We start from the raw sequence: 21,270 nt of genomic DNA, 5'->3' as shown, positions 1-21,270 counted from the left end.
CCCCGCCATGCTAGCCGGGCGGACCACCCGGTGCCTGTGGACCTCGCCACGCCCGGGAAACAGGTCGGAAAGAGGCGGGGAAGCACCGGGTAAGAGATCGTGAGAGGGACGCGATCCGGCCGCTCCGCCGTGGCCGATACGCTAGGGGTGTGACGTTCCCGGTAGTCGGCATGGTCGGCGGGGGGCAGCTCGCGCGTATGACGCACGAAGCGGGCATCCCGTTGGGCATCAGGTTCAAGCTCCTCAGTGACACCCCTCAGGATTCCGCGGCGCAGGTCGTGAGCGATGTCGTCATCGGCGACTATCGCGACCTGGACACGCTGCGTGAGTTCGCGCGCGGGTGCGACGTGATCACCTTCGATCACGAACATGTACCCACCGAGCACCTCAAGGCTCTGGAGGCGGACGGCATCCCCGTGCGCCCCGGACCCGACGCGTTGGTGCACGCCCAGGACAAGGGGGTGATGCGTGCGAAGCTCGATGCGATCGGCATCCCGTGCCCCCGGCACCGGATCGTGAGCGATCCGGAGGACGTGGTCCGGTTCGCGGACGAAGGGGACGGCTTCCCCGTCGTCCTCAAGACCGTCCGCGGCGGCTACGACGGCAAGGGCGTGTGGGTCGTGGACGGCGTCGAGGAGGCCGCCGAGCCGTTCCGGGCCGGCGTCCCGGTCCTCGCCGAGGAGAAGGTCGACTACGTCCGCGAGCTGGCCGCCAACGTCGTGCGCTCCCCGCACGGCCAGGCCGTCGCCTACCCGGTGGTCGAGTCGCAGCAGGTCAACGGCGTCTGCGACACCGTCATAGCGCCCGCGCCCGACCTCTCCGAGGACCTCGCCCTGCACGCCGAGCAGATGGCCCTGACCATCGCCAAGGAGCTGGGCGTCGTCGGCCACCTCGCCGTCGAGCTGTTCGAGACCCGCGACGGCCGCGTCCTCGTCAACGAGCTGGCGATGCGCCCGCACAACTCCGGCCACTGGTCCATGGACGGCGCGATCACCTCGCAGTTCGCCAACCACGTCCGCGCGGTCCTGGACCTTCCGCTGGGCGACCCGCGCCCGCGCGCCAAGTGGACCGTGATGGTCAACGTCCTGGGCGGCGACTACCCGGACATGTACTCCGCGTACTTGCACTGCATGGCCCGCGACCCCAAGCTCAAGATCCACATGTATGGCAAGGACGTGAAGCCCGGCCGCAAGGTCGGACACGTCAACACCTACGGCGACGACCTGGACGACGTGCTGGAGCGCGCCCGTCACGCAGCCGGCTACCTGAGAGGCACCATCACCGAATGAGCCCTGTTGTTGGCATCGTCATGGGGTCGGACTCCGACTGGCCCGTCATGGAGGCCGCCGCCAAGGCCCTGGACGAGTTCGAGATCGCCTACGAGGTCGACGTCGTCTCCGCGCACCGCATGCCCCGCGAGATGATCGCGTACGGCGAGCAGGCCGCCGACCGCGGCCTGAAGGTGATCATCGCGGGCGCGGGCGGTGCCGCCCACCTGCCGGGCATGCTCGCCTCCGTCACCCCGCTGCCGGTCATCGGCGTACCGGTGCCGCTGAAGTACCTGGACGGCATGGACTCGCTGCTCTCCATCGTGCAGATGCCGGCCGGGGTCCCGGTCGCCACGGTCTCCGTCGCCGGTGCCCGCAACGCGGGGCTCCTCGCCGCCCGCATGCTCGCCGCGCACGACGAGGACCTGCTGCACAAGATGCGCGACTTCCAGCAGGACCTCAACGACCAGGCCACCGAGAAGGGCAAGCGGCTGCGCTCCAAGGTCGAGGGCGCGGGCAGCGGCTTCGGCTTCGGGAAGTGACCGCCGTGGCCGCCCTGGACGAAGCACGCGCGCTGCTGCGCGAGTTCCCCGTGGTCGACGGGCACAACGACCTGCCCTGGGCACTGCGCAAGCGGTCCGGTTACGACCTGGACGCCCTGGACATCGCCGGCGACCAGCACGAGCACCTGCACACCGACCTGCCGCGGCTGCGCGAGGGCGGCGTGGGTGCCCAGTACTGGTCGGTGTACGTGCCCGCCGAGCAGCCGGAGCCGGTGGCGGCCACGCTGGAGCAGATCGACTGCGTCCGGCAGCTGCTGGCCCGCTACCCCGCGCAGCTGGCGCCCGCGCTGACCGCCGCCGACATGGAAGCGGCACGCCGGGACGGCCGTATCGCCTCGCTGATGGGGGCCGAGGGCGGTCACTCCATAGCCAACTCCCTCGGCACGCTGCGCGGCCTGTACGCGCTCGGCGTGCGCTACATGACGCTCACCCACAACTCCAACGTGGACTGGGCCGACTCCGCGACCGACGAGCCGAACGTGGGCGGCCTGTCCGCCTTCGGCCGCGAGGTCGTCCGGGAGATGAACCGCGTCGGCATGCTCGTCGACCTCTCGCACGTGGCGGCGACGACGATGCGGGACGCGCTGGACGCCTGCTCCGCGCCGGTGATCTTCTCCCACTCCTCCGCGCGAGCGGTGTGCGACCACCCCCGCAACATCCCCGACGACGTGCTGGAGCGCCTGCCCGCCAACGGCGGCGTCGCCATGGTGACGTTCGTGCCGAAGTTCGTGCTCCAGGCGGCCGTGGACTGGACCGCCGCGGCCGACGAGAACATGCGCGCCCACGGCCTGCACCACCTGGACACCAGCCCCGAGGCGATGAAGATCCACCGGGCCTTCGAGGAGCGCACCCCCCGCCCGGTCGCCACGGTGTCGACGGTCGCGGACCACCTGGACCACATGCGCGAGGTGGCCGGCATCGACCATCTCGGCATCGGCGGCGACTACGACGGCACCGCGTTCACCCCGGACGGCCTGGACGACGTCTCCGGCTACCCGAACCTGCTCGCCGAACTGCTGGAGCGCGGCTGGTCCAAGGCCGACCTGGCCAAGCTGACCTGGCAGAACGCGGTGCGGGTGCTGGGCGCGGCCGAGGACGTGGCCCGGGATCTGCAGGCCACCCGCGCCCCGTCCCTCGCGACCATCGCGTCGCTGGACGGCACCCGGGACTGAATCTCCGGTCCAGGGGCGGCGCGCCGCGCCGCCCCTGACGGGTTACCCCCGAACGCCCCACTCACCAGGAAGTCTCCGTCCGCTCCGTGCGAACGTGTCGGTACGCCAGCCACAGCACGCCGTAGCTCACGACCGACGTAGCCCACGACGACGTACGGAGCCCGCCATGGCCGACCTCCAGGACGACACCCCCCTCACGGCCGAGGCCGACGGGGGCTACGACCTGCCGGACGACCCCTTCCCCGAGCAGCCGGCCGGTGAGCTGCTGGCGCGGGCGCACACCCTGCTCGCCGGCCACCCGGTCGCCGACGGCTACAGCGGCCTGCCCTGGGCCCTGCGCCATCTGCCCTGGTACGACCTGGAGCTGGGCGAGGCCGCCGTCGACACGGACGTGCCCCGGCTGCGCGAGGGGCATGTCGGCGCCCTGTTCTGGTCACTGCACCTGCCCGAGGGGGCGGGCGGCGAGCGTGCCGTGGCGGCCACGCTGGAGCAGCTGGACCAGGTGCGCGCCGTGGTCGAGGCGCATCCGGAGGGGCTGCGGCTGGTGCGCACCGCCGGGCAGGTCATCGACGCCCGCAACCGCGGCCGGGTCGCCGTCCTGCTGGGCCCCGCGCACGGCACCGCCCTCGACGGCTCCCTCGGCATCCTGCGCGTCCTGCACGCCCTCGGGCTGCGCGTGCTCTCCCTCACCGGCACCGCCTGGGCGGGCGCCTCCGGACTGACCCGGTTCGGCGAGGAGGTCGTGCGCGAGATGAACCGGCTCGGCGTGCTCGCCGATGTCACCGGCGCCAGCGAGGCCACCGTCGAGCGGACCCTGGCCCTGTCCAAGACCCCGGTGCTGTGCACCCGCTCGGCCGCCCGCGCCCTGCGCCCGCACCCGGCCAACCTGCCCGACGACCTGCTCGCCGCCCTGGGCGGGGCGAAGGGCCTGTGCATGGTGCCGCTGACCGCCGAGCAGACCGGCCCGACCGTGCCGGACGTCGCCGACCACCTCGACCACGTCCGCGACGTGGCCGGCCCCGAGTGCGTCGGCCTGTCCGGCACCTACGACTCCGGGGCCGTCCACCCCCGCGAGCTCGCCGACGCCTCCCGCTACCCGCACCTGATCGCCGAGCTGCTCCGACGCGGCTGGACCGAGGCCGATCTGGCCCTGCTGACCTGGGGAAACGTGCAGCGAGTGCTGCGCAGCGCGGACTTCACGGCCCGGGCCGCGCAGCATCGCCGGGAGGTGTCCGCGATGCGGATCACCGACCTGGACGCGCCCTAGCCCCCGGGCCCGACGCCCCCGGGGACGTCACGGCTCCTCGATCGGGCACGGACGGCGTCACGGCTCCTCGATCGGGCACGGACGGCGTCACGGCTCCTCGATCCGGCACAGGCAGAACGGATGCCCGGCCGGGTCGGCGTACACCTGGAAGTCCTTCTTCTCACGGTCCTCCAGATCCAGCGGACGGGCGCCGAGCGCGAGCACCCGCTCGTGCGCCGCGTCGACGTCGGCCCAGTCCGGGCCCGCGTCGAAGTCCAGATGGAACTGCTGGCCGTTGCGGTCCGCGCGCGGCCACTCCGGCGGGGTGTGCCCCTCGGCCCGCTGGAAGGCCAGCCGCGGCCCGTCCGGGACCTGGAGGACCACCCAGTCGTCGTCCTCGGCCCACGGGGTGCCCCCGGCCACCGCCGCGTAGAAGGCGGCCAGCGCGTGCGGATCGGGGCAGTCGAGCACGACGGAACGGAAACGGGCCACGGACGCCATGGTGTTCTCCTCCGGACGGGTCGGCGGGCGCAGAGACGGAACGGGTGCCCCCAGGGGGCGGCGTCGACACGGGAAGTCCGCCGTTGTCCCGGGGCGCCGCCGTCGCCCGACGCGGGGGGTGCGGGGCCCGCGCCGGGATGCGCCGGTACGGGGCGAAGAGAGGGTGGGGCACGGCGGTGTGGTGCAGAATGCGCACAGACGCCGGTTCGGCCGACTGAGCCTCGGCCGAACCGGCGTCACCTGTGCACGTCGACGGGACCGGCGCCCCCGGCGCGGCCGGCCGCGACCGTGCCGTGGCCGAGCCGTGGCCGAGGCCGAAGACCGCACCGGACGGTCCCCGCCCGGCGGAGCGTCAGGCGGTGGGACGCCCCATCGCGCGGTACGTCCACCCGGCCCGCCGCCACAGCTCCGGGTCGAGGGTGTTGCGCCCGTCCAGGATCACCCGGGCCGCCGCGGCCTCGCCGAGCGCCGCCGGGTCCAGCTCCCGGAACTCCCGCCACTCGGTCAGGTGCAGGACGACATCGGCGCCCCGGACGGCCGCGAGGGCCGAGTCGGCGTACCCCAGCGTCGGGAAGACCTTGCGGGCGTTCACCATGCCCTTCGGGTCGTACACCGTCACCTGACCGCCCTGGAGGTGGATCTGGCCGGCCACGTTCAGCGCGGGGGAGTCACGGACGTCGTCCGAGTCCGGCTTGAAGGTGGCCCCGAGCACCGCGACCCGCTTGCCGAGGAAGGAACCGCCGCCGAGCGCCTCCCGGGTCATCTCGACCATCTGGCCGCGCCGGCGCATGTTGATCGAGTCGATCTCGCGCAGGAAGGTCAGCGCCTGGTCGGCCCCCAGCTCACCGGCGCGGGCCATGAACGCCCGGATGTCCTTGGGCAGGCAGCCGCCGCCGAAGCCGATCCCCGCGCGCAGGAACTTGCCGCCGATCCGGTCGTCGTACCCGATGGCCTCCGCGAGCTTCGCCACGTCGCCGCCGGCGGCCTCGCACACCTCCGCCATCGCGTTGATGAAGGAGATCTTGGTCGCGAGGAAGGAGTTCGCCGAGGTCTTCACCAGCTCGGCGGTCGGGAAGTCGGTCACCACGAACGGCGTGCCCTCGCCCACCGGGCCCGCGTACACCTCGCGCAGCAGCTTCTCCGCGCGCTCGCTGCGCACGCCGACCACGATCCGGTCCGGGTGCAGGGTGTCCTGCACGGCGAAGCCCTCGCGCAGGAACTCCGGGTTCCAGGCCAGCTCGGCGTCGGCACCGGCGGGCGCGTGCTCGGCCAGGTAGCCGGCGAGCCGGTCGGCGGAGCCCACCGGCACGGTCGACTTGCCGACGACCAGGGCCGGCCCGTGCAGGTGCGGGGCGAGGGAGGCGATCGCGGAGTCGACGTACGACATGTCGCAGGCGTACTCACCGTGCTTCTGCGGGGTGTTCACGCACACGAAGTGCACATCGCCGAAGGCGCCGGCCTCGGCCCAGTCCGTGGTGAACCGCAGCCGCCCGGTCGACCCCTCGATCCCGGCGACGTGCCTGCGCAGCAACTCCTCCAGACCGGGCTCGTACATCGGGGTCTCGCCGCGCTCCAGCAGGGCGATCTTCTCGGGTGCGACATCCAGTCCCAGCACCTCGAAGCCCAGCTCGGCCATGGCCGCGGCGTGTGTGGCGCCGAGGTAGCCGGTGCCGATCACGGTGATCTTCAGGCTCATGGATGCTCCAGCCGGTGGATGGTCGTTCATGCGGGCCCGAGCATAGTCGGGAGGTGTACCGGGCAAATTCGCCGCTGTCGTCAAGCTCACGTAGGCGCGCTCGGAGCAGGGCTCTAAAATTTGAGTTACTTAACGGTAATTAGCGTCAGTATCACTGCGTCTTTGGAGCGTGAGAGACCGTGGCCGGAACGGCTGAGTTCGACCTGTACCGCCCGTCGGAGGAGCACGACATGCTCCGCGACGCCGTCCGCTCCCTGGTCGAGGCGAAGATCGCGCCCCACGCCGCGGCGGTGGACGAGGAGGCCCGCTTCCCGCAGGAGGCCCTCGACGCCCTGGTCGCGAACGACCTGCACGCCGTACACGTCCCCGAGGAGTACGGCGGCGCCGGCGCCGACGCGCTCGCCACGGTGATCGTGATCGAAGAGGTCGCCCGCGCCTGCGTCTCCTCCTCCCTGATCCCCGCCGTGAACAAGCTGGGCTCCCTCCCGGTGATCCTCTCCGGCTCCGAGGAGCTGAAGAAGAAGTACCTGGGCCCGCTCGCCAAGGGCGACGCGATGTTCTCCTACTGCCTCTCCGAGCCGGAGGCGGGTTCGGACGCGGGCGGCATGAAGACCAAGGCCGTCCGCGACGGCGACCACTGGGTCCTCAACGGCGTCAAGCGCTGGATCACCAACGCCGGCGTCTCCGACTACTACACCGTCATGGCCGTGACGGACGCGGACAAGCGCACCAAGGGCATCTCCGCCTTCGTCGTGGAGAAGTCCGACGAGGGCGTCTCCTTCGGCGCCCCGGAGAAGAAGCTCGGCATCAAGGGCTCCCCGACCCGCGAGGTCTACTTCGACAACGTCCGCATCCCCGCCGACCGCATGATCGGCGAGGAGGGCAGCGGCTTCGCCACCGCGATGAAGACCCTGGACCACACCCGCATCACCATCGCCGCCCAGGCTCTCGGTGTCGCCCAGGGCGCCTTCGACTACGCCAAGGGGTACGTCCAGGAGCGCAAGCAGTTCGGCAAGCCGATCGCCGACTTCCAGGGCATCCAGTTCATGCTCGCCGACATGTCGATGAAGATCTCGGCCGCCCGCGCCCTCACCTACCAGGCCGCCGCCGCCTCCGAGCGCGGCGACGCCGACCTCACCTACCTGGGCGCCGCCGCCAAGTGCTTCGCCTCGGACATCGCGATGGAGGTCACCACCGACGCCGTCCAGCTCCTCGGCGGCTACGGCTACACCCGGGACTACCCGGTCGAGCGCATGATGCGCGACGCCAAGATCACCCAGATCTACGAGGGCACCAACCAGGTCCAGCGCATCGTCATGGCGAGGAACCTTCCCTAGCAGGGTTTTCGCAGGTCAGGGGCTATTCCGACGGCCCGGCGAGACGGTCACGACGTGCTGTCCGTTGCGGCCAGATCAGGCCCGTTCATGGGCGTCATGCTGGGGAATCCTGGGTAGACGCCTGGCTGGAAACGGCCTCTGACCTGCGTAAACAGCACAGCCCCCGGCGCGTTGCCGGGGGCTGTTGTCGTAGGCGGATCAGGCGACCTCTGATGTCTCCGTGGGATCGTCAGCGCCGGGCGTCAACATCGTTGCGATGGCGGCCCGGCCGCGCTGCTCGGCCCCTTCGAAGATGTAGTGGTAGTGCTCCCTCAGCACATCCGTACTGCTGTGGCCCATCCAGTCGGCCACATCGTTCTCGGGGACTCCGGCGTACAGCAGCCGTGATCCGTAGGAGTGCCGGAGTGAGTGAGCCTTGCAGTACTCCACCTGTCCCTTGCCCAGAGCCTCCCTCCAGATCTTCGGGTTGAAGTACGACGCGTAGAGGTAGCCAGTGCGCGTCACGTTGGGGAAGAGAAGCCGTTCCGGCCCCCATACGGCGTGGTTCTCGATGTGTGGCTGAAGCTCGAAGGCGACGTTCGGAGGGAGGGGGACAGTGCGCCCCTGGCTCGCCTTCGTCACGAGCCTTGATGTGCCGACGCTGGATCGCGGTGTTCTTCCCCGACTCGGTGTCTCCGTCCTCCGCAATCTGAAAGTCGACCCGAAGCGTCTCGGCCTTGAAGTCGATCTGATCGCGGGACACCGCCATGGCCTCCCCCAGTCGCAGACCGCACCCGGCCATGAGCCTGGCTGGGTGAGACAGGGGGCGGAGTGACCGAGGTCTATCCGCGCCGCCGAGTCGCTGCGACTCATGATGTGTGGCCGGCAAGCGCGGAGTGTGAACAGAACCGCGCACGGGTTGTCCGTCTGGACGCTTACCGCCCTGCCCCGGAGCGGGCCCCAGAGCCTGCGCCCGAACCGAAGCGGTCGGAACCGCTCGGAGACTCGAATCCGTTCCTGGCGCTGCTCTAACGAACCGACGAAGCCCCGGCCATTTTGGGCCGGGGCTTCTTTGTTACTTCGACTGTCCCACCGGGCAGGCCAGTTCAGGCTTCGAGCGATTCGGGGAGCACGTCACCACTGCCAGGGAGAGGTACGAGGGGCGTTCCAGGTAGTAGCCATACGACAGATCAGAACCTGAGCACAGTTGCTCAGCAGCGATGCTCACGAGCCGAGCCAGGCGCGTGGTGTCTCGGTCCCTCTCCGATGCGAACCGGGGCGCGTACTCGGTCAGCCGTTCGCCGATCCATGTTGCCGCTTCCTCGGGTTCATCCCAGGTGCCACGAACTGAGGAACGGGGCTTGATGAGCCAGTACGCTGTTTCGATCGGCGGCAGATCGGATGTCGGGAACTCGGCCACCACTTCCCCGTAGCGCTTCAGTAGCTGTTCCGCCTTCACGTCCTCATCGGACACTGGAGCTGCTGGAGGCTCAGGGTGTGGGGGACGCCGTAGAGCCTCATTGTCGAAGCGCTCTTTCGGTCCGGTCCATAGGTAGCCGTGGTGGTGCACCAGTCGTTCCCGTTCGAGTGGTGCCAGCCGGATCGGACCCAGGGACGGGGGATGGACCCGGCCCGGCTGACGGGAGGGGAAGGATCAGACGTTCAGGCCGAAGCGCGCCGGGTCGATACCGGCCGCGCCCAGCTCCTCCGTGGTGAACCGCAACGGCTGCGCCTCCGGCCGCTTGCTGTCACCGAGCGCCCAGAGACCGTCGCCGATCCGGGCCAGGGTCACGCACCCCTCCGTGCAGGGGCCGCCGCACGCCTGGACGAACGAGGCCCCGCTGATGTCGAGCGCGTACAGGTCGGTTCCGTTCTGCATCACTGCACCTTCCTGCTAACTGATCACGGCCATGGCTGGCCGTCGCCGCCCGAACGGGCGGGAGTCAAAGGGGGAGAGCCACGCTTCAGCGGTTGGAACGCTTGCCGGACTCGGCGCACCGCGCGCACTCGCACGGCGGCCACGCGGAAGTCACGAGAGGTGCCAGAGCATCGCTCGCGGTTACTGCCTGCTCGGGCCCCCACGATCGCCCGGAGTCACGGGAAACGCGCATCGTCATCAGCGGCCGGTCAGCGAAGAGACGCTGCGCCGCTCCCTTGCGCGTCACGCGTGTACCTCGGCTTGGTGGCGGCGGAGCCTTACGTTGCCGTCTGAAACCCCGCTGTAGTCCCCTGCGGATCGCGCGTTCTCGCGCGCGACCGACAGCGAGAGGCACGTACGGCATCCAGGCTTAGGGGACGCCTCACTTGTCCCGTCCATCAGGCTGATTGCCGATGAGGTCGACTCCGGATCGGAAGTTCTCTCTTCGCTCCCCATGACGCCATCTTCGGCTGGCCGGGGGCGCGCCTCTAGGCTGTTTCCTGTTCCCGCAAAAAGTCGTTGCGGATGTCTTCGAGTAGGACCCGCATTCTGTCCCCCGACAGAGCTACGGCCGCGAACCCATTGAACTTATCTACGTACAGCCCAACGTCTCTCGGGTCCGTAACGACGACTTCAGCGTGCACGGTCTCTATCGTCACCATGTGGTCATCGCGGATAACGAACGCGTGATTGGCGATGTCGTGTTGCTGAATCGCCAGCGGTACCACTCGAACATCCACGTGAGGCAGGCGCGATATGGAGGCGATGCGGTCGAGCTGCGCCGCCATCATCTGCGGTGGGACGATTCTCCACCTCAGCACGGGTTCCGTGATGACGAACTGAAGTGATTTCGTGCTGTCGTACAGAACCGCTTGCCGTTCGAGCCTTCCGTTGATCGTGCGCGTGAGGGCGTCTTCACTCAGGTTGTGCCGTTCAAGAACGGCCCGGATGTACTCCGGGGTTTGGAGCAGGCCGGGGACCAGCGCCGGTTGAAAGAGCCGCAGCATCGACATCTGGGCTTCCAGGGCCTTGGCGGCTTGCTGCCCCTTGTGGACGCCGATGCGCTTCAGTAGCCGCCACGCTGTCGCTTCGGTCGCGGATGCGCGGGCAGCCTCCGTGTACTCGGCCTTGACTTCATCCGAGACGCCGATGGCGGTCAGGATGCGTTCAACATCGGTGGCGCTCGGTGCGAGCTTGGCATTCTCGATCTTGGACAGCTTGGACGGAGACATGAGGGCGCTGCGGGCCACTGCCTTGGCTTCTATTCCAGATGCCATTCGCAGCGCCCGCAGCGCGGCCCCGAGCTGTGCTCTGTTCACGCCCCGTACTTGGCCCACCATTCGGTAAATGGTTCCGCGTGGGCGAGTGCCATGTCGCGGTACCTGATGAACTCCGCCACCTTTTCCGGCTCCAGCACTTCCGAGCCCAGGTACTTTCCCGCGCCGTCGTAGTTCATCACGGCCACGGACTCGGAATCGAAGCACCAGAAGTCCGGTACGCCGGCCAGGGGATTGGGTTTCTCGGTGACGTCGAGGATGAAGAACTCTTCACCTCCCGTCATGTTCTTCCGGTAGCCCCACCCGAGTTCGAACAAAAGATAGCCTGTGAGCGGGCGCGACAGAATGTGCACCCGATAGACCCGCTGCCCGTTCTCGGTGTGCGAGCGGAGTTCTTCCACCCATCCTGCGTTGTAGTCCTCGGGCTGCGGCTCCCCGGCCAGGTAGGCGTGATATGCGTCGACGTTCCCGGACTTGCTGTAGTCGTCCAGGGTTTCCAGACGGAAAGCCTCACGCTGGAACGAGTCGAAGAGGTCGCCGAGGGTCTTAGATGAGCTTGTCACGGATGGCCTTCTGGAGCAGTTCCATCGGAATCTCGACCAGGGTTTCGTGAGCGGGAATCTGGAGCCCGTGGTCCGTTGGCGTCTCGCCCTGCACCAAGAAGGTGCCGCGATCCGTCGCGTAGATCGTCGGGCAGTCCTTGATGTCGCACGTGCTGACCAGCTTGGTGACCTTCATGGTCTGGATTCCCCTCCCAGGCCGCTGTCAGTGCCTCGCGTCTGGGTTGATGCTCCCGAGGGCCGGGCGTGTGGGTCAAGCGATCACGGTTGACGGAACGGGAAACCGCGTGACGCCCTCCAAGCCTGCTCGTCCGTTGCCGTCCCAGGCTCGGCTTCAAGGCGGCTGGGGTGACCTGCGCAGACTGTTGACGATCATGGGGAAATGCTGCGGAGCCCTCCTCTGAGAGGGCTGTTCATGCTGGTCAGGGCCGTGTGACCTGTACCCAGATCTACGAGGGCACCAACCAGGTCCAGCGCATCGTCATGGCCCGCAACCGCCGTAACGGCCCGGCTTCCGGAAAGGCGCCCCGAGGGGCGCCTTTTTCGCGTGGGGCAGGTGGGCGTAACCCGACGTGCGGGACGGGACCGCCCGGCGTAGGACGGAACCACACGGGGCCCGCCCCGGGTCCCACCGCCTCCGAGGAGGAGCCATGACCCAGTCCGGAATGATGCCTGCCCTCACCCGACAGATGCAGGAGTGCATCGAGGCATGCATGAGCTGCCACAACATGTGTGAGGAGACCATGAGCTCCTGCATGCAGCAGGGCGGTCAGGCACAGATGCAGGTCATGCGCGCGCTCATGGACTGCTCCGAGACGACCCGCATGTGCGCCGACATGATGATGCGCCGCTCGCCCATGGCCGGCGAGATGTGCGCGATGTGCGCGAGGGTCTGTGACATGTGCGCCGAGGCGTGTATGTCCATGCCGGACGACCAGCAGATGATGCGCTGTGCCGAGGCGTGTCGCCGCTGCGCGGACACCTGTCGGGCGATGGCCGGCGCCGCCATGTGAGTCCGGCCCTGCCGGGAACGGTCAAGGGCACCCTCGCGGGTGCCCTTGCTCCGTGTGCCCGTGGCCCGGCGGTCGTCAGTTGCCGGAGACGGTGACCTTCTCGTCCTTGTTCAACTCGTCCACCAGCGTCTTCACCTTCGCCTTGTCCCAGACGAGGTTGCCGCCGGCGGAGCCGGAGATCGGCATGTTCATCGAGGTGCCGTCACCGCCGCTGACGCCCTTCATCGCCCAGAACATCGACGCCAGGTCCCACAGGGACATGTCCTTGTCGACGATCAGGGAGTCCAGGCCCGCGCCCATGGTCGGGTAGAACTTGAACGGGTTGAGGATCGTGGACGGGGTGGCGACCTGGTGGGCCAGGGCGGCCAGGAACTTCTGCTGGTTCTTGGTGCGCTGCAGGTCGGACGCGGCGAACGCGTGCCGGGTGCGGACGAAGGCGAGGGCCTGCTGGCCGTCCAGGGTCTGCTTGCCGGCCTTGAAGTCGGCGCCCGACCACTTGTCCTTGAAGCCCTTGTCGATGTCGATCTCGACGCCGCCCACCGCGTCCACGATGCTCGCGAAGCCCTGGAAGCCGATCTCCACGTAGTGGTCGATGTGCAGACCGGTGTTGGCCTCGATCGCGCGGACCAGCAGCGTCGGCCCGTCCTCGGCGTAGGTCGCGTTCAGCTTCGCGTGCCGGCCCTGCGCCGGGTAGACCTTGCCGGACGTCGATCCCTGGTACGACGGGACCACCACGTCCGAGTCACGGGGCAGCGAGATCAGCGTGTCGCCGTTGTCGCCGACGTGCAGGATCATCATCGAGTCCGTGCGCTTGCCCTCGGCACCGCCCGTGTGCAGCTTCTTCTCGTCCTGCTTGGACATGCCCTCACGGCTGTCCGAGCCGACGATCAGGTAGTTCGTGCCGTCGCCCGCCTCCGGCCGGTCGATGACCTTCGACAGGTCCACCTCGCGGCGCAGCTTGGAGTCGGCCCAGAAGTAGGTCGCGACCGAGGTGACGACCAGCACGGTCGCCAGGGTGATCGCGGTCCACTTGATCCGGCGCCGCCAGTTCGGCGCGGGGCGCGGGGCGCGGGTGGACCCGCCCGCGGGATCGCCCGGTCCCCGGCCGCCGGGGCTGCCGTAGACCTGGCCGGTGTTGTAGCCGCTGTCGTAGTCGTCGTGGCCGGCACCGCCCTCGTGGCCCCGGCCGTCCACGTACGACGGCTGCTGCGGAACTCCGGCTCCGTACGGCGGTGCCGCCGGGCCGGGGTCGCCGTACGCCGAGCGCTGCCCGGGCGGTACCGCCGGGCCGCGCTGCACCTGGCGCATCACGCGGGCACCCTCCGGCTGCGCGCCGGCACTGCCGCGTCCGTAGCGCGGGCCGCGGTTGTCGTCGGACCATCCCTCGGGCCAGTCATTCATGCGCCCCAGTGTGCAGGGAGGCGCCATGGGCCGGACAAGGGATGTCGGAAAATCACAGCCCCGCTGTTGCGAACCCGACACAAAATTCCGCGATTGTCACCACGGCATAAGGTGGGGGCCATGACAGACCAGGCCATGGACAGGGATCCGGACATGGAAGCGGACATCCCGGGCAAGCCCACGTCCGCCTCGCGCACCACGCTCAGCCACATCATGACCCACAACGACACCAACCTGCTGGGGACGGTGCACGGCGGGGTGATCATGAAGCTGGTCGACGACGCGGCGGGCGCCGTGGCCGGCCGGCACTCCGGCGGCCCCGCCGTCACCGCCTCCATGGACGAGATGGCGTTCCTCGAGCCGGTCCGCGTGGGCGATCTGGTCCATGTGAAGGCGCAGGTCAACTGGACCGGCCGGACATCGATGGAGGTCGGCGTCCGGGTCCTGGCCGAACGCTGGAACGAGTCCGCCCCGGCCACCCAGGTCGGCTCGGCCTACCTGGTCTTCGCCGCCGTCGACGCCGACGGCAAGCCGCGCCGGGTGCCGCCGGTGATACCGGAGACCGACCGCGACCGCCGCCGCTGCCAGGAGGCCCAGATCCGCCGCACCCACCGCCTGGCCCGCCGCCGGGCGATCCGCGAGCTGCGCGAGAAGCGCGCGGCGGAGGGATTCGAGGACTAGAGAGGGCCCGGAAGGGCCCCGGAGGACCCGGGAGGACCCGGGAGGGCCCCGGAGGGCCGGGAGAGGACCCGAGAGGACCCGGACGGGACCCGAGAGGACTCGAGAGGACCTGAGCGGACCCGGAGGGCTTCCCGCCCGACGGGCACCGTCCCGCGCGGGCCGGCGGTCCCGGCACCCCCTCAGGCGTTGTCGGAGCAGACCACCTCGTTGCCCCGCACCACGGTCTGCTCCGGCCGGCCCGGGTCCTCGAAGCGCACGTTGCGCACGCTCCTGAAGTCGGCGCCGGCCGTCACCTTCAGCAGCGGCCCCTGGCCCGGCGCCGCGCGCAGCTCGCTGCCCGGCAGGGCCGCGGCCAGGGAGCGGGCGGAGCGGTCCCAGCGGGGGTCGTAGAAGATCACCGTGCGCGGCACCCGGGCGGGAGCGGTCACCGGCCGGCGGGTGGTGGCGAAGCCGGTCGCCGCGAGAGCCGCGTCGACCCGCTTGGCCAGCCCGACCGTGCCGGTGCCGTTCGCCACCTGGACCCGGATCGTGTCCGGGGCCACCTCCACCGGTACCGGAGCCTGCGCCGGATCACGGCGCGGCTGGTCTCCGGTGAGCGGCTTGTCGTCCCGCAGCGCCCCGAACAGCTGGTCCGCCCGCGCCTGGTCCCACTTCAGGGTCGAGCCGATGCCCTTGACGGGGTAGTTCATCTGCCCGATGGGCACGGTGGTGAACTCGGACGAGGACGGCGAGAAGTCCCGCATCGCGCGGCCCAGGTCGAGCAGCTCGTCGGTGCCGAAGCCCGCGTCGGCGCGGACCGAGCCCAGCACGGCCCGGGTCACGTCCCGGAACCGCATCGGGTTCAGCAGCACCCCGGAGGAGGTCGCCTTCTCCAGCAGCGCGGCCAGGAACCGCTGCTGCCGCTTCATCCGGCCCAGGTCGCTGGCTCCGTCGAGGTGCCGGGCGCGTACGTACTGCAACGCCTGGCCGCCCCGCAGGGTGTGCGTGCCGGGCGCGAGGTCCAGCCCGGTGTACCGGTCCTTCAGCGGCGTCGCCGTGCAGACCTTGACCCCGCCGAGCACGTCCACGGTCTTCATGAAGCTGGTGAAGTCGACCTCCAGATAGTGGTCGATCTTCACATGGGTCATGTTCTCCACCGTGCGGATGGTCAGCTGGGGGCCGCCCTCGGCGTAGGCGGCGTTCAGCTTGACCGGGTGCGGGCCGTGCCGCTGCCCGGAGTTCTGGTCGACGTGCGCGGGCGTCTCGGCGTAGGAGTCGCGCGGCAGGCTCACCACGGTGGCCCGCTCCCGGTCGTCCGCGATGTGCACGATCATCATCGTGTCCGTGCAGTGGCAGGGCTGCCCGCCCAGCCGGTAGGTGCGCCGGTCCCGCTCGCTGATCTTGTCGCGGCCGTCGGTGCCGACCAGCAGGACGTTCATGCCGTGACCGGCCCGGGGCCGGTTCTTCATGTCCTTGAAGGCGTCGATCCGGGCGATGCCCGCGTCCAGGCTGGCGACGACCGCGTGCCCGATCCCGGCGGAGGCGAGCACCACGACCGACAGCGTGGTGACCGCCCGCATGGCCCAGCGTGGCCGCCGGGGCGGCCGGACGGACCGCACGGGCCGCTGGGGCGGGCGCGGCACCCGGCGGGGCGGCTGCGGGCGGCGCTGCTCAGGGGCGGGGGACCGAGGCGGGGTGGGCAAGGAGGACACCTCCGGACGAGGCCGTACGTGGGATCCGCGAGCACAGTAGGCCGATACGATCTCCAGCCCGCGCCGCAGCCCCGGCGGCGCGCACCCGTGTCCCCCGTTCGCGGTAACGTGAGGCCCCTATGAACGCCAAGTCCGACGTGCGGCTCCCCGCTGTGTCCGTGATCATGCCCGTCCTCAACGAGGAGCGGCATCTGCGCGGGGCCGTCCAAGCGATCCTCGCGCAGGAGTACGCCGGCGAGATGGAGGTCGTGATCGCCCTCGGTCCGTCCACGGACCGCACGGACGAGATCGCCGCCGAGCTGGTCCGCGACGACCCGCGCGTGCACACCGTCCCGAACCCGACCGGCCGCACCCCGGCCGCGCTGAACGCGGCGATCAAGGCGTCGCGGCACCCGATCGTGGTCCGCGTCGACGGCCACGGCATGCTCTCGCCGAACTACATCGCGACCGCGGTCCGCCTCCTGGAGGAGACCGGCGCGCAGAACGTCGGCGGCATCATGCACGCCGAGGGCGAGAACGCCTGGGAGCACGCGGTGGCCGCCGCGATGACCTCGAAGATCGGTGTCGGCAACGCTGCCTTCCACACCGGTGGCCGGGCCGCACCCGCCGAGACCGTCTACCTCGGTGTCTTCCGCCGCGAGGCGCTGGAGCAGCAGGGCGGGTACAACGAGGAGTTCATCCGCGCCCAGGACTGGGAGCTGAACTTCCGTATCCGTGAGGCGGGCGGGCTCATCTGGTTCTCGCCCGAGCTGAAGGTGTCGTACCGGCCACGGCCGTCCGTGCGGGCGCTGGCGAAGCAGTACAAGGACTACGGCCGTTGGCGGCACGTCGTCGCCCGCTACCACTCCGGCTCGATCAACCTGCGCTACCTCGCGCCGCCGACCGCGGTGTGCGCGATAGCCGCGGGCCTGGTCGTCGGCGCGGCGCTGACCCCGTGGGGCTTCGTGATCCCCGGCGGCTACCTGGCCGCGATCGCCGCGGGTTCCGTCCCGGCCGGCAAGGGGCTGCCCCTGAAGGCCCGGCTGCAGATCCCGGTGGCCCTCGCCACCATGCACATGTCCTGGGGCTGGGGCTTCCTGACCAGTCCGAAGTCGCTGGCGAGGAAGGTCATCGCCTCCCGGCGGCCGGCGGTCGTCGACGCCGCCTGACCGGTGCGCGAAGGGCCCCTCCTCACCGGAGGAGGGGCCCTTCGCGTGCGTACCGGACTACCACCGGTAGACGCTGTACACCGGCATGCACCCGGAGGTGTCCGAGCCGTTGACGGCGTCGGAGTTGGCGGGCAGGTCACCGGCCTTCGGCTGGGACTGCTTCGGGTAGGACGTGCCGGTGCGCCAGTCCGCGCCGACGGCGACCGTGACGCCCGTCACATCGGTGGACTTCTGCACCGCGCTCATCGGGATGCCCAGCGACTTGGCCACGGCCTGGGCGTCACCCTCCAGGTCCGCGCTCGGGTACCGCACGACCGTCTTGTCCTCGGCCAGGCTCCCCGAGGTGTCGGCCTGCGCCCGGGCGTAGCCCTTCTGCACGAGCACCTGGCCGATGGCCGAGGCCCGCTGCTGCACCGCGGCCTCGGTGGAGGTGCGGGTGGCGTTCTGCACCAGCACCCCGAGCCGGCTCGGGTCCAGCGAGGGGCTCTTGGTGGGCTTGTCCTTGCCCGCGCCCTTCTTCGCGCCGGACGTGCCGCCGTTCTTGTCGAACGGCACGTCGTCCTTGAGCATCTCCCACATCTTGTCGGCGTTGGGCTCGTCCGGGACGACGTGGTTGCCGTTCTGCGGGTCCTTCAGGTTGGGCATGGTCGCCGAGGTGATGCGGTTGGCCGGCACCGACTTCATCTGCATGGCCAGGTCGTAGAGCTTCTTGACGGTGCCGATCTCCTCCGACACCTTCAGCGACTTGGTGGCCGCCTCGGCCAGGTCCATCAGCCGGCCGCTGTCGGTGAACACGTTCTGCTTCTTCAGCGTACGGATCATCGAGTTCAGGTACATGTGCTGGGCGCGGGCCCGCATCAGGTCGTCGCCCCAGGCGTGCCGCGTGCGCAGCCACTGGAGGGCCTGCTTGTCGTAGATCTTCTGTGTTCCGGCCTTCAGCTTCAGCCCGGAGCCGCCGGGCACCCTCGGCGTCGGGTGGTCCCACACGTTCTGCCGCACACAGACCTCGACACCCCCGATGGCGTCCGCCATCCGCACCACACCCGAGAAGTCGATCGTCATCCAGTGGTCGATGTAGACCCCGGTGAGGTTCTCCCAGGTGAGCAGCGTGCAGCCGGCTCCGCCGCGGGCCAGGGTGACGTTGATGATGTCGTTCGTCGGCGGATAGACCTTGCCGGTCTCGGGGTCCGTGCACTTGGGGATGTCCACACGGGTGTCCCGCGGGATGCTGACCATCGCGGCGCTCTTGCGGTCCGCGGAGAGGTGGATGAGCATCTGGACGTCCGCGAGCGGTGGGTCGCCGGCGTGGTCCCTGCTGCCGCCGAGCTTCACGTTCTCCGCGGAGTTCCGGCTGTCGGAGCCGATCAGCAGGATGTTCAGCGGGGTCTGGCCGGCCGCGTTCGGCGCGGTCCGCTGCGCCTTGGAGTCGTCGCCGTTGGCGCGCGCACCCTTCTTGATATTGCCGTTGAGGTGCTGGTAGTACAGATATCCGGCACCCCCGGTGCCGAGTATCACCACCGCCAGCACGGTCGCGGACCAGCGCAGCGCGCGCCGTCTGCGTCGAGGCCGGTCCGTCTGCGGACCGCCCGCCCGCCGTCTGCCGCCGCGCCGGCCGGAACGCGCCGGCGCTTCCGAGGTCTTCGGCGTGAGCGACATCGTGTCCTCGACCGCCGGAGCCTGCCCGCGCACCTCGCTCTGCGCCAACTCCCTGCCCTCCCCACCCTTGCGCCAAGCAACGGGCCCGCCCCGCGTCCGGTTAGACGCACGACGGGCCCCTTGGGTTACCTACGAGGCGCACTTCACCTTGTCTGCCGTGGACTTGTCGACGTCCGGCGCCTTCGACGGCGCCTTGAGGGGGACCCCCGCCCCCTTGAAGTCCTTGCCCAGGGTCAGCGTCATCGCCGGCAGCCCCTGGGCGTTGGTCACGCTCTTGCCGGGTTTCATCGCGGCCCCCGACAGGCCCATGATCGCGGCCAGCCGGCGGGCCTGGGCCGCCTGGTCGGGCGCGTACTCCAGCGTGGTCTTGGCCAGTGCGGCCGGAGCGTTGCCGGAGTTCTCCGACTTGCCGACGCCCTCCTCGTTCTGCAGCCAGTTGAGCACCGCCTGGGCGCTGCCGCCCGCGGCGCCGCCGTTGAGGATGCGCACCCGGACCTCGGAGGCGGGTGCCTTGCTGCCCTTGAGCCGGGCGGCCTGCGCGTCCTTCTCCGCCTTCTGCTGCTTCTTCACCTCGGTGAAGGAGACGTCGTTCTGGATGGCGTCGAAGACCTGCGGGGCCAGCGCCTGGTCGAGGACCACCGTCTTGTGCACGACACCGTCGGCGGGGTTGTCCTTGACCGGCACCGTCGTGAAGGCCAGGTTCTTCGGGTTGAGCTTGCCCAGCTCCAGCCCCAGGTCCTTCAGCTTGCCGATGCTGTCCAGCTGGTCGTCCACGGTCAGCGCCTTGGTGCCGGCCTCGGCCAGCTTCAGCATCTTGGTCGGGCTGGTGAGCGTGGCGTTGCCCTTCAGCTTGCGCATCAGGGCGCCCAGGAACTGCTGTTGCAGCCCGATCCGGCTCAGGTCGCCGCCGAAGCCGACGGAGTGCCGGGTGCGCACGAACGCCAGCGCCTGCTCACCGGAGATCTTGTGTGTGCCCCTGGACAGCTTCAGATGCGAGTCCGGGTCGTCGATGTCCTTGGCCAGACAGACGTCGACGCCGTCGACCGCCTCGGTCAGCGTCTTGACCGCGTTGAAGTCGGCCACCATGAAGTCGTCCGGCTTGATCCCGGTCAGCTCGGTCACCGTGCGCATGGTGCAGCTCGGCGTGCGGCCGTCCTGCCCCAGGCTCGTGTTGAAGCGGACGCCCTGCGTGCCCGCGATGACCTTCTGGCTGCCGTCCTCCTGCGTGGTCGGGCAGTCCGGGACGTCCACGATCATGTCGCGCGGGATGCTCAGCGCCGTGGCGTTGGAGCGGTCCTTGGAGAGGTGCAGCAGGATGGTGGTGTCGGCGTGCCCGACACTGCCCGCGTCGCCGTACCCCTCGTTGCCCTTGCCGGTCCGCTTGTCGGTGCCGATCAGCAGGATGTTGATCGCCTCGTCCTTGCGGAAGCCGCCGGTGCTGGCGCCGTCGTCGGACACGGACGTGATGTTGTCGTTCAGGTGCTTGATGTAGAGGTAGCCGGCGGCCGTCACGGCGACCAGCACGAAGGCCATGGTCCCGCCGGTCCACAGCAGGATCTTCTTCGCCTTCGACTTCTTCTTCTTCACCGGCCGCCGGGACGCGCGCCGCCCCTGCGGTGCCTCCGGCTCGGCGCCTCGGCGGCGTGCCGAGCGCGGCGCCGGCACCTCGGTGCCACGCGCCCGGGGCGTCTGCCGGCTCTCCCCGGCGGTGTGCCGGCTCTCCCCGGCAGCGTGCCGGGTCTCCCCGGTCGTCTGCCGCGCACGCCCGCCCGTCGCGCCGCCCCCGTCCCGGGGGGACGGTCTACGGGGTCCGGGTACCGGCGGCTGCGCTGCGGAATTGCTCAGTCGCAGTTCGTATTCGCCGGTGTTCGGATTGAGTACCCACTGGTCTGCGGGATCGATGTTCTCCGCCCGCCCACGGCCTTGCGCGTCCACGGTTGTCCGAATCCTCCGTCGGGGCCACGCGGCGCCTTCCCCCTCCAAGGCGCTCGGGTCTCGGTGAAACAGTGCACGACCCCAGGACGGACCTCGCGGCCAGGTGCACCGGATCGCTCACACTATCCGCCCAGTTCAGCGTCGGGCGACGCCCGTGACAAATTCGACGTGCCTACAACCGGGCAATCCCCCTCATTTTCTGAACGGAAGTTCGCCGACTTGGTGCGC

The 21,270-nt window shown here is 69.9% G+C and carries 20 protein-coding genes; 8 read left to right on the top strand and 12 right to left on the bottom strand.

The features are described 5' to 3' along the window. The first annotated feature begins 149 nt into the window (after positions 1-149). From ACZ7KF_RS02735 to ACZ7KF_RS02720, 4 genes are all read left to right on the top strand, one after another. Complete coding sequence (locus tag ACZ7KF_RS02735) at positions 150-1,289, top strand: 5-(carboxyamino)imidazole ribonucleotide synthase (protein WP_471068727.1); 1,140 nt, start codon at positions 150-152, stop codon at positions 1,287-1,289. Beyond that, positions 1,286-1,810, top strand: coding sequence for a 5-(carboxyamino)imidazole ribonucleotide mutase (gene purE / locus ACZ7KF_RS02730; RefSeq protein ID WP_471068724.1), 525 nt, complete (start codon positions 1,286-1,288; stop codon positions 1,808-1,810). The genes ACZ7KF_RS02735 and purE overlap by 4 nt, the downstream gene beginning before the upstream one ends. Before the next feature lie 5 nt (positions 1,811-1,815). Then, on the top strand, positions 1,816-3,003 hold the full coding sequence (locus ACZ7KF_RS02725; protein ID WP_471069560.1) for a dipeptidase: 1,188 nt from the start codon (positions 1,816-1,818) through the stop codon (positions 3,001-3,003). 166 nt (positions 3,004-3,169) lie between these two features. Next, positions 3,170-4,270 (top strand): dipeptidase, encoded by a 1,101-nt coding sequence (locus tag ACZ7KF_RS02720; protein WP_471068721.1) that lies wholly within the window; start codon positions 3,170-3,172, stop codon positions 4,268-4,270. An 87-nt stretch (positions 4,271-4,357) separates the two neighbouring features. Here the strand turns inward: ACZ7KF_RS02720 and ACZ7KF_RS02715 are convergent, their stop codons facing one another. Both ACZ7KF_RS02715 and ACZ7KF_RS02710 read right to left on the bottom strand, forming a co-directional pair. Beyond that, positions 4,358-4,750: a VOC family protein gene (locus tag ACZ7KF_RS02715; RefSeq protein WP_471068719.1), complete on the bottom strand. Its 393-nt coding sequence runs from the start codon at positions 4,748-4,750 to the stop codon at positions 4,358-4,360. Between the two features lie 352 nt (positions 4,751-5,102). Further along, on the bottom strand, positions 5,103-6,446 hold the full coding sequence (locus tag ACZ7KF_RS02710; protein WP_471068716.1) for a UDP-glucose dehydrogenase family protein: 1,344 nt from the start codon (positions 6,444-6,446) through the stop codon (positions 5,103-5,105). Between the two features lie 179 nt (positions 6,447-6,625). Here ACZ7KF_RS02710 and ACZ7KF_RS02705 point away from each other — a divergent pair, with 179 nt between their 5' ends. Further along, a complete protein-coding gene (locus ACZ7KF_RS02705; RefSeq protein ID WP_471068713.1) occupies positions 6,626-7,783 on the top strand; it encodes an acyl-CoA dehydrogenase in 1,158 nt (385 codons plus the stop codon). 198 nt (positions 7,784-7,981) lie between these two features. Here the strand turns inward: ACZ7KF_RS02705 and ACZ7KF_RS02700 are convergent, their stop codons facing one another. From ACZ7KF_RS02700 to ACZ7KF_RS02675, 6 genes are all read right to left on the bottom strand, one after another. Continuing rightward, positions 7,982-8,404: a tyrosine-type recombinase/integrase gene (locus ACZ7KF_RS02700; protein WP_471068710.1), complete on the bottom strand. Its 423-nt coding sequence runs from the start codon at positions 8,402-8,404 to the stop codon at positions 7,982-7,984. Between the two features lie 433 nt (positions 8,405-8,837). Beyond that, a complete protein-coding gene (locus tag ACZ7KF_RS02695; protein WP_471068707.1) occupies positions 8,838-9,332 on the bottom strand; it encodes a hypothetical protein in 495 nt (164 codons plus the stop codon). A gap of 84 nt (positions 9,333-9,416) precedes the next feature. Then, positions 9,417-9,641, bottom strand: coding sequence for a DUF397 domain-containing protein (locus ACZ7KF_RS02690; RefSeq protein ID WP_471068704.1), 225 nt, complete (start codon positions 9,639-9,641; stop codon positions 9,417-9,419). A gap of 527 nt (positions 9,642-10,168) precedes the next feature. Continuing rightward, positions 10,169-10,999, bottom strand: coding sequence for a helix-turn-helix domain-containing protein (locus ACZ7KF_RS02685; RefSeq protein WP_471068701.1), 831 nt, complete (start codon positions 10,997-10,999; stop codon positions 10,169-10,171). After that, complete coding sequence (locus tag ACZ7KF_RS02680) at positions 10,996-11,520, bottom strand: DUF6879 family protein (RefSeq protein WP_471068698.1); 525 nt, start codon at positions 11,518-11,520, stop codon at positions 10,996-10,998. Before ACZ7KF_RS02680 ends, ACZ7KF_RS02685 begins: the two co-directional genes overlap by 4 nt. After that, entirely contained in the window at positions 11,504-11,695 is a 192-nt protein-coding gene (locus ACZ7KF_RS02675) for a hypothetical protein (RefSeq protein WP_065960306.1), read from the bottom strand. Before ACZ7KF_RS02675 ends, ACZ7KF_RS02680 begins: the two co-directional genes overlap by 17 nt. A gap of 472 nt (positions 11,696-12,167) precedes the next feature. On the opposite strand from ACZ7KF_RS02675, the gene ACZ7KF_RS02670 reads away from it, so the two are divergent. Beyond that, positions 12,168-12,530 carry a four-helix bundle copper-binding protein gene (locus ACZ7KF_RS02670; protein ID WP_225822257.1) on the top strand — a complete coding sequence of 121 codons (363 nt, stop codon included), beginning with the start codon at positions 12,168-12,170 and terminating at the stop codon, positions 12,528-12,530. A 75-nt stretch (positions 12,531-12,605) separates the two neighbouring features. Here the strand turns inward: ACZ7KF_RS02670 and ACZ7KF_RS02665 are convergent, their stop codons facing one another. Then, the gene (locus ACZ7KF_RS02665; RefSeq protein WP_471068694.1) at positions 12,606-13,931 is read right to left on the bottom strand and encodes an LCP family protein; all 1,326 of its coding nucleotides are present in this window, start codon (positions 13,929-13,931) and stop codon (positions 12,606-12,608) included. A 120-nt stretch (positions 13,932-14,051) separates the two neighbouring features. On the opposite strand from ACZ7KF_RS02665, the gene ACZ7KF_RS02660 reads away from it, so the two are divergent. Continuing rightward, positions 14,052-14,612 (top strand): acyl-CoA thioesterase, encoded by a 561-nt coding sequence (locus ACZ7KF_RS02660; RefSeq protein WP_471068692.1) that lies wholly within the window; start codon positions 14,052-14,054, stop codon positions 14,610-14,612. Between the two features lie 179 nt (positions 14,613-14,791). Here the strand turns inward: ACZ7KF_RS02660 and ACZ7KF_RS02655 are convergent, their stop codons facing one another. Further along, positions 14,792-16,294: an LCP family protein gene (locus ACZ7KF_RS02655; protein WP_471068689.1), complete on the bottom strand. Its 1,503-nt coding sequence runs from the start codon at positions 16,292-16,294 to the stop codon at positions 14,792-14,794. A gap of 128 nt (positions 16,295-16,422) precedes the next feature. Here ACZ7KF_RS02655 and ACZ7KF_RS02650 point away from each other — a divergent pair, with 128 nt between their 5' ends. Then, a complete protein-coding gene (locus ACZ7KF_RS02650) occupies positions 16,423-17,451 on the top strand; it encodes a glycosyltransferase family 2 protein (RefSeq protein ID WP_471068686.1) in 1,029 nt (342 codons plus the stop codon). Between the two features lie 57 nt (positions 17,452-17,508). Here ACZ7KF_RS02650 and ACZ7KF_RS02645 read toward each other — a convergent pair whose 3' ends face one another. Further along, entirely contained in the window at positions 17,509-19,107 is a 1,599-nt protein-coding gene (locus tag ACZ7KF_RS02645) for an LCP family protein (protein ID WP_471069559.1), read from the bottom strand. 129 nt (positions 19,108-19,236) lie between these two features. Beyond that, positions 19,237-21,042, bottom strand: a complete 1,806-nt coding sequence (locus tag ACZ7KF_RS02640) for an LCP family protein (protein ID WP_471068683.1) — start codon at positions 21,040-21,042, stop codon at positions 19,237-19,239. Positions 21,043-21,270 lie beyond the last annotated feature (228 nt).

The sequence above is a fragment of the Streptomyces sp. NPDC038200 genome (assembly GCF_055600785.1).
The sequence above is the reverse complement of the archived record's forward strand: the minus strand, read 5'-3'. Positions and strand labels throughout refer to the sequence as shown.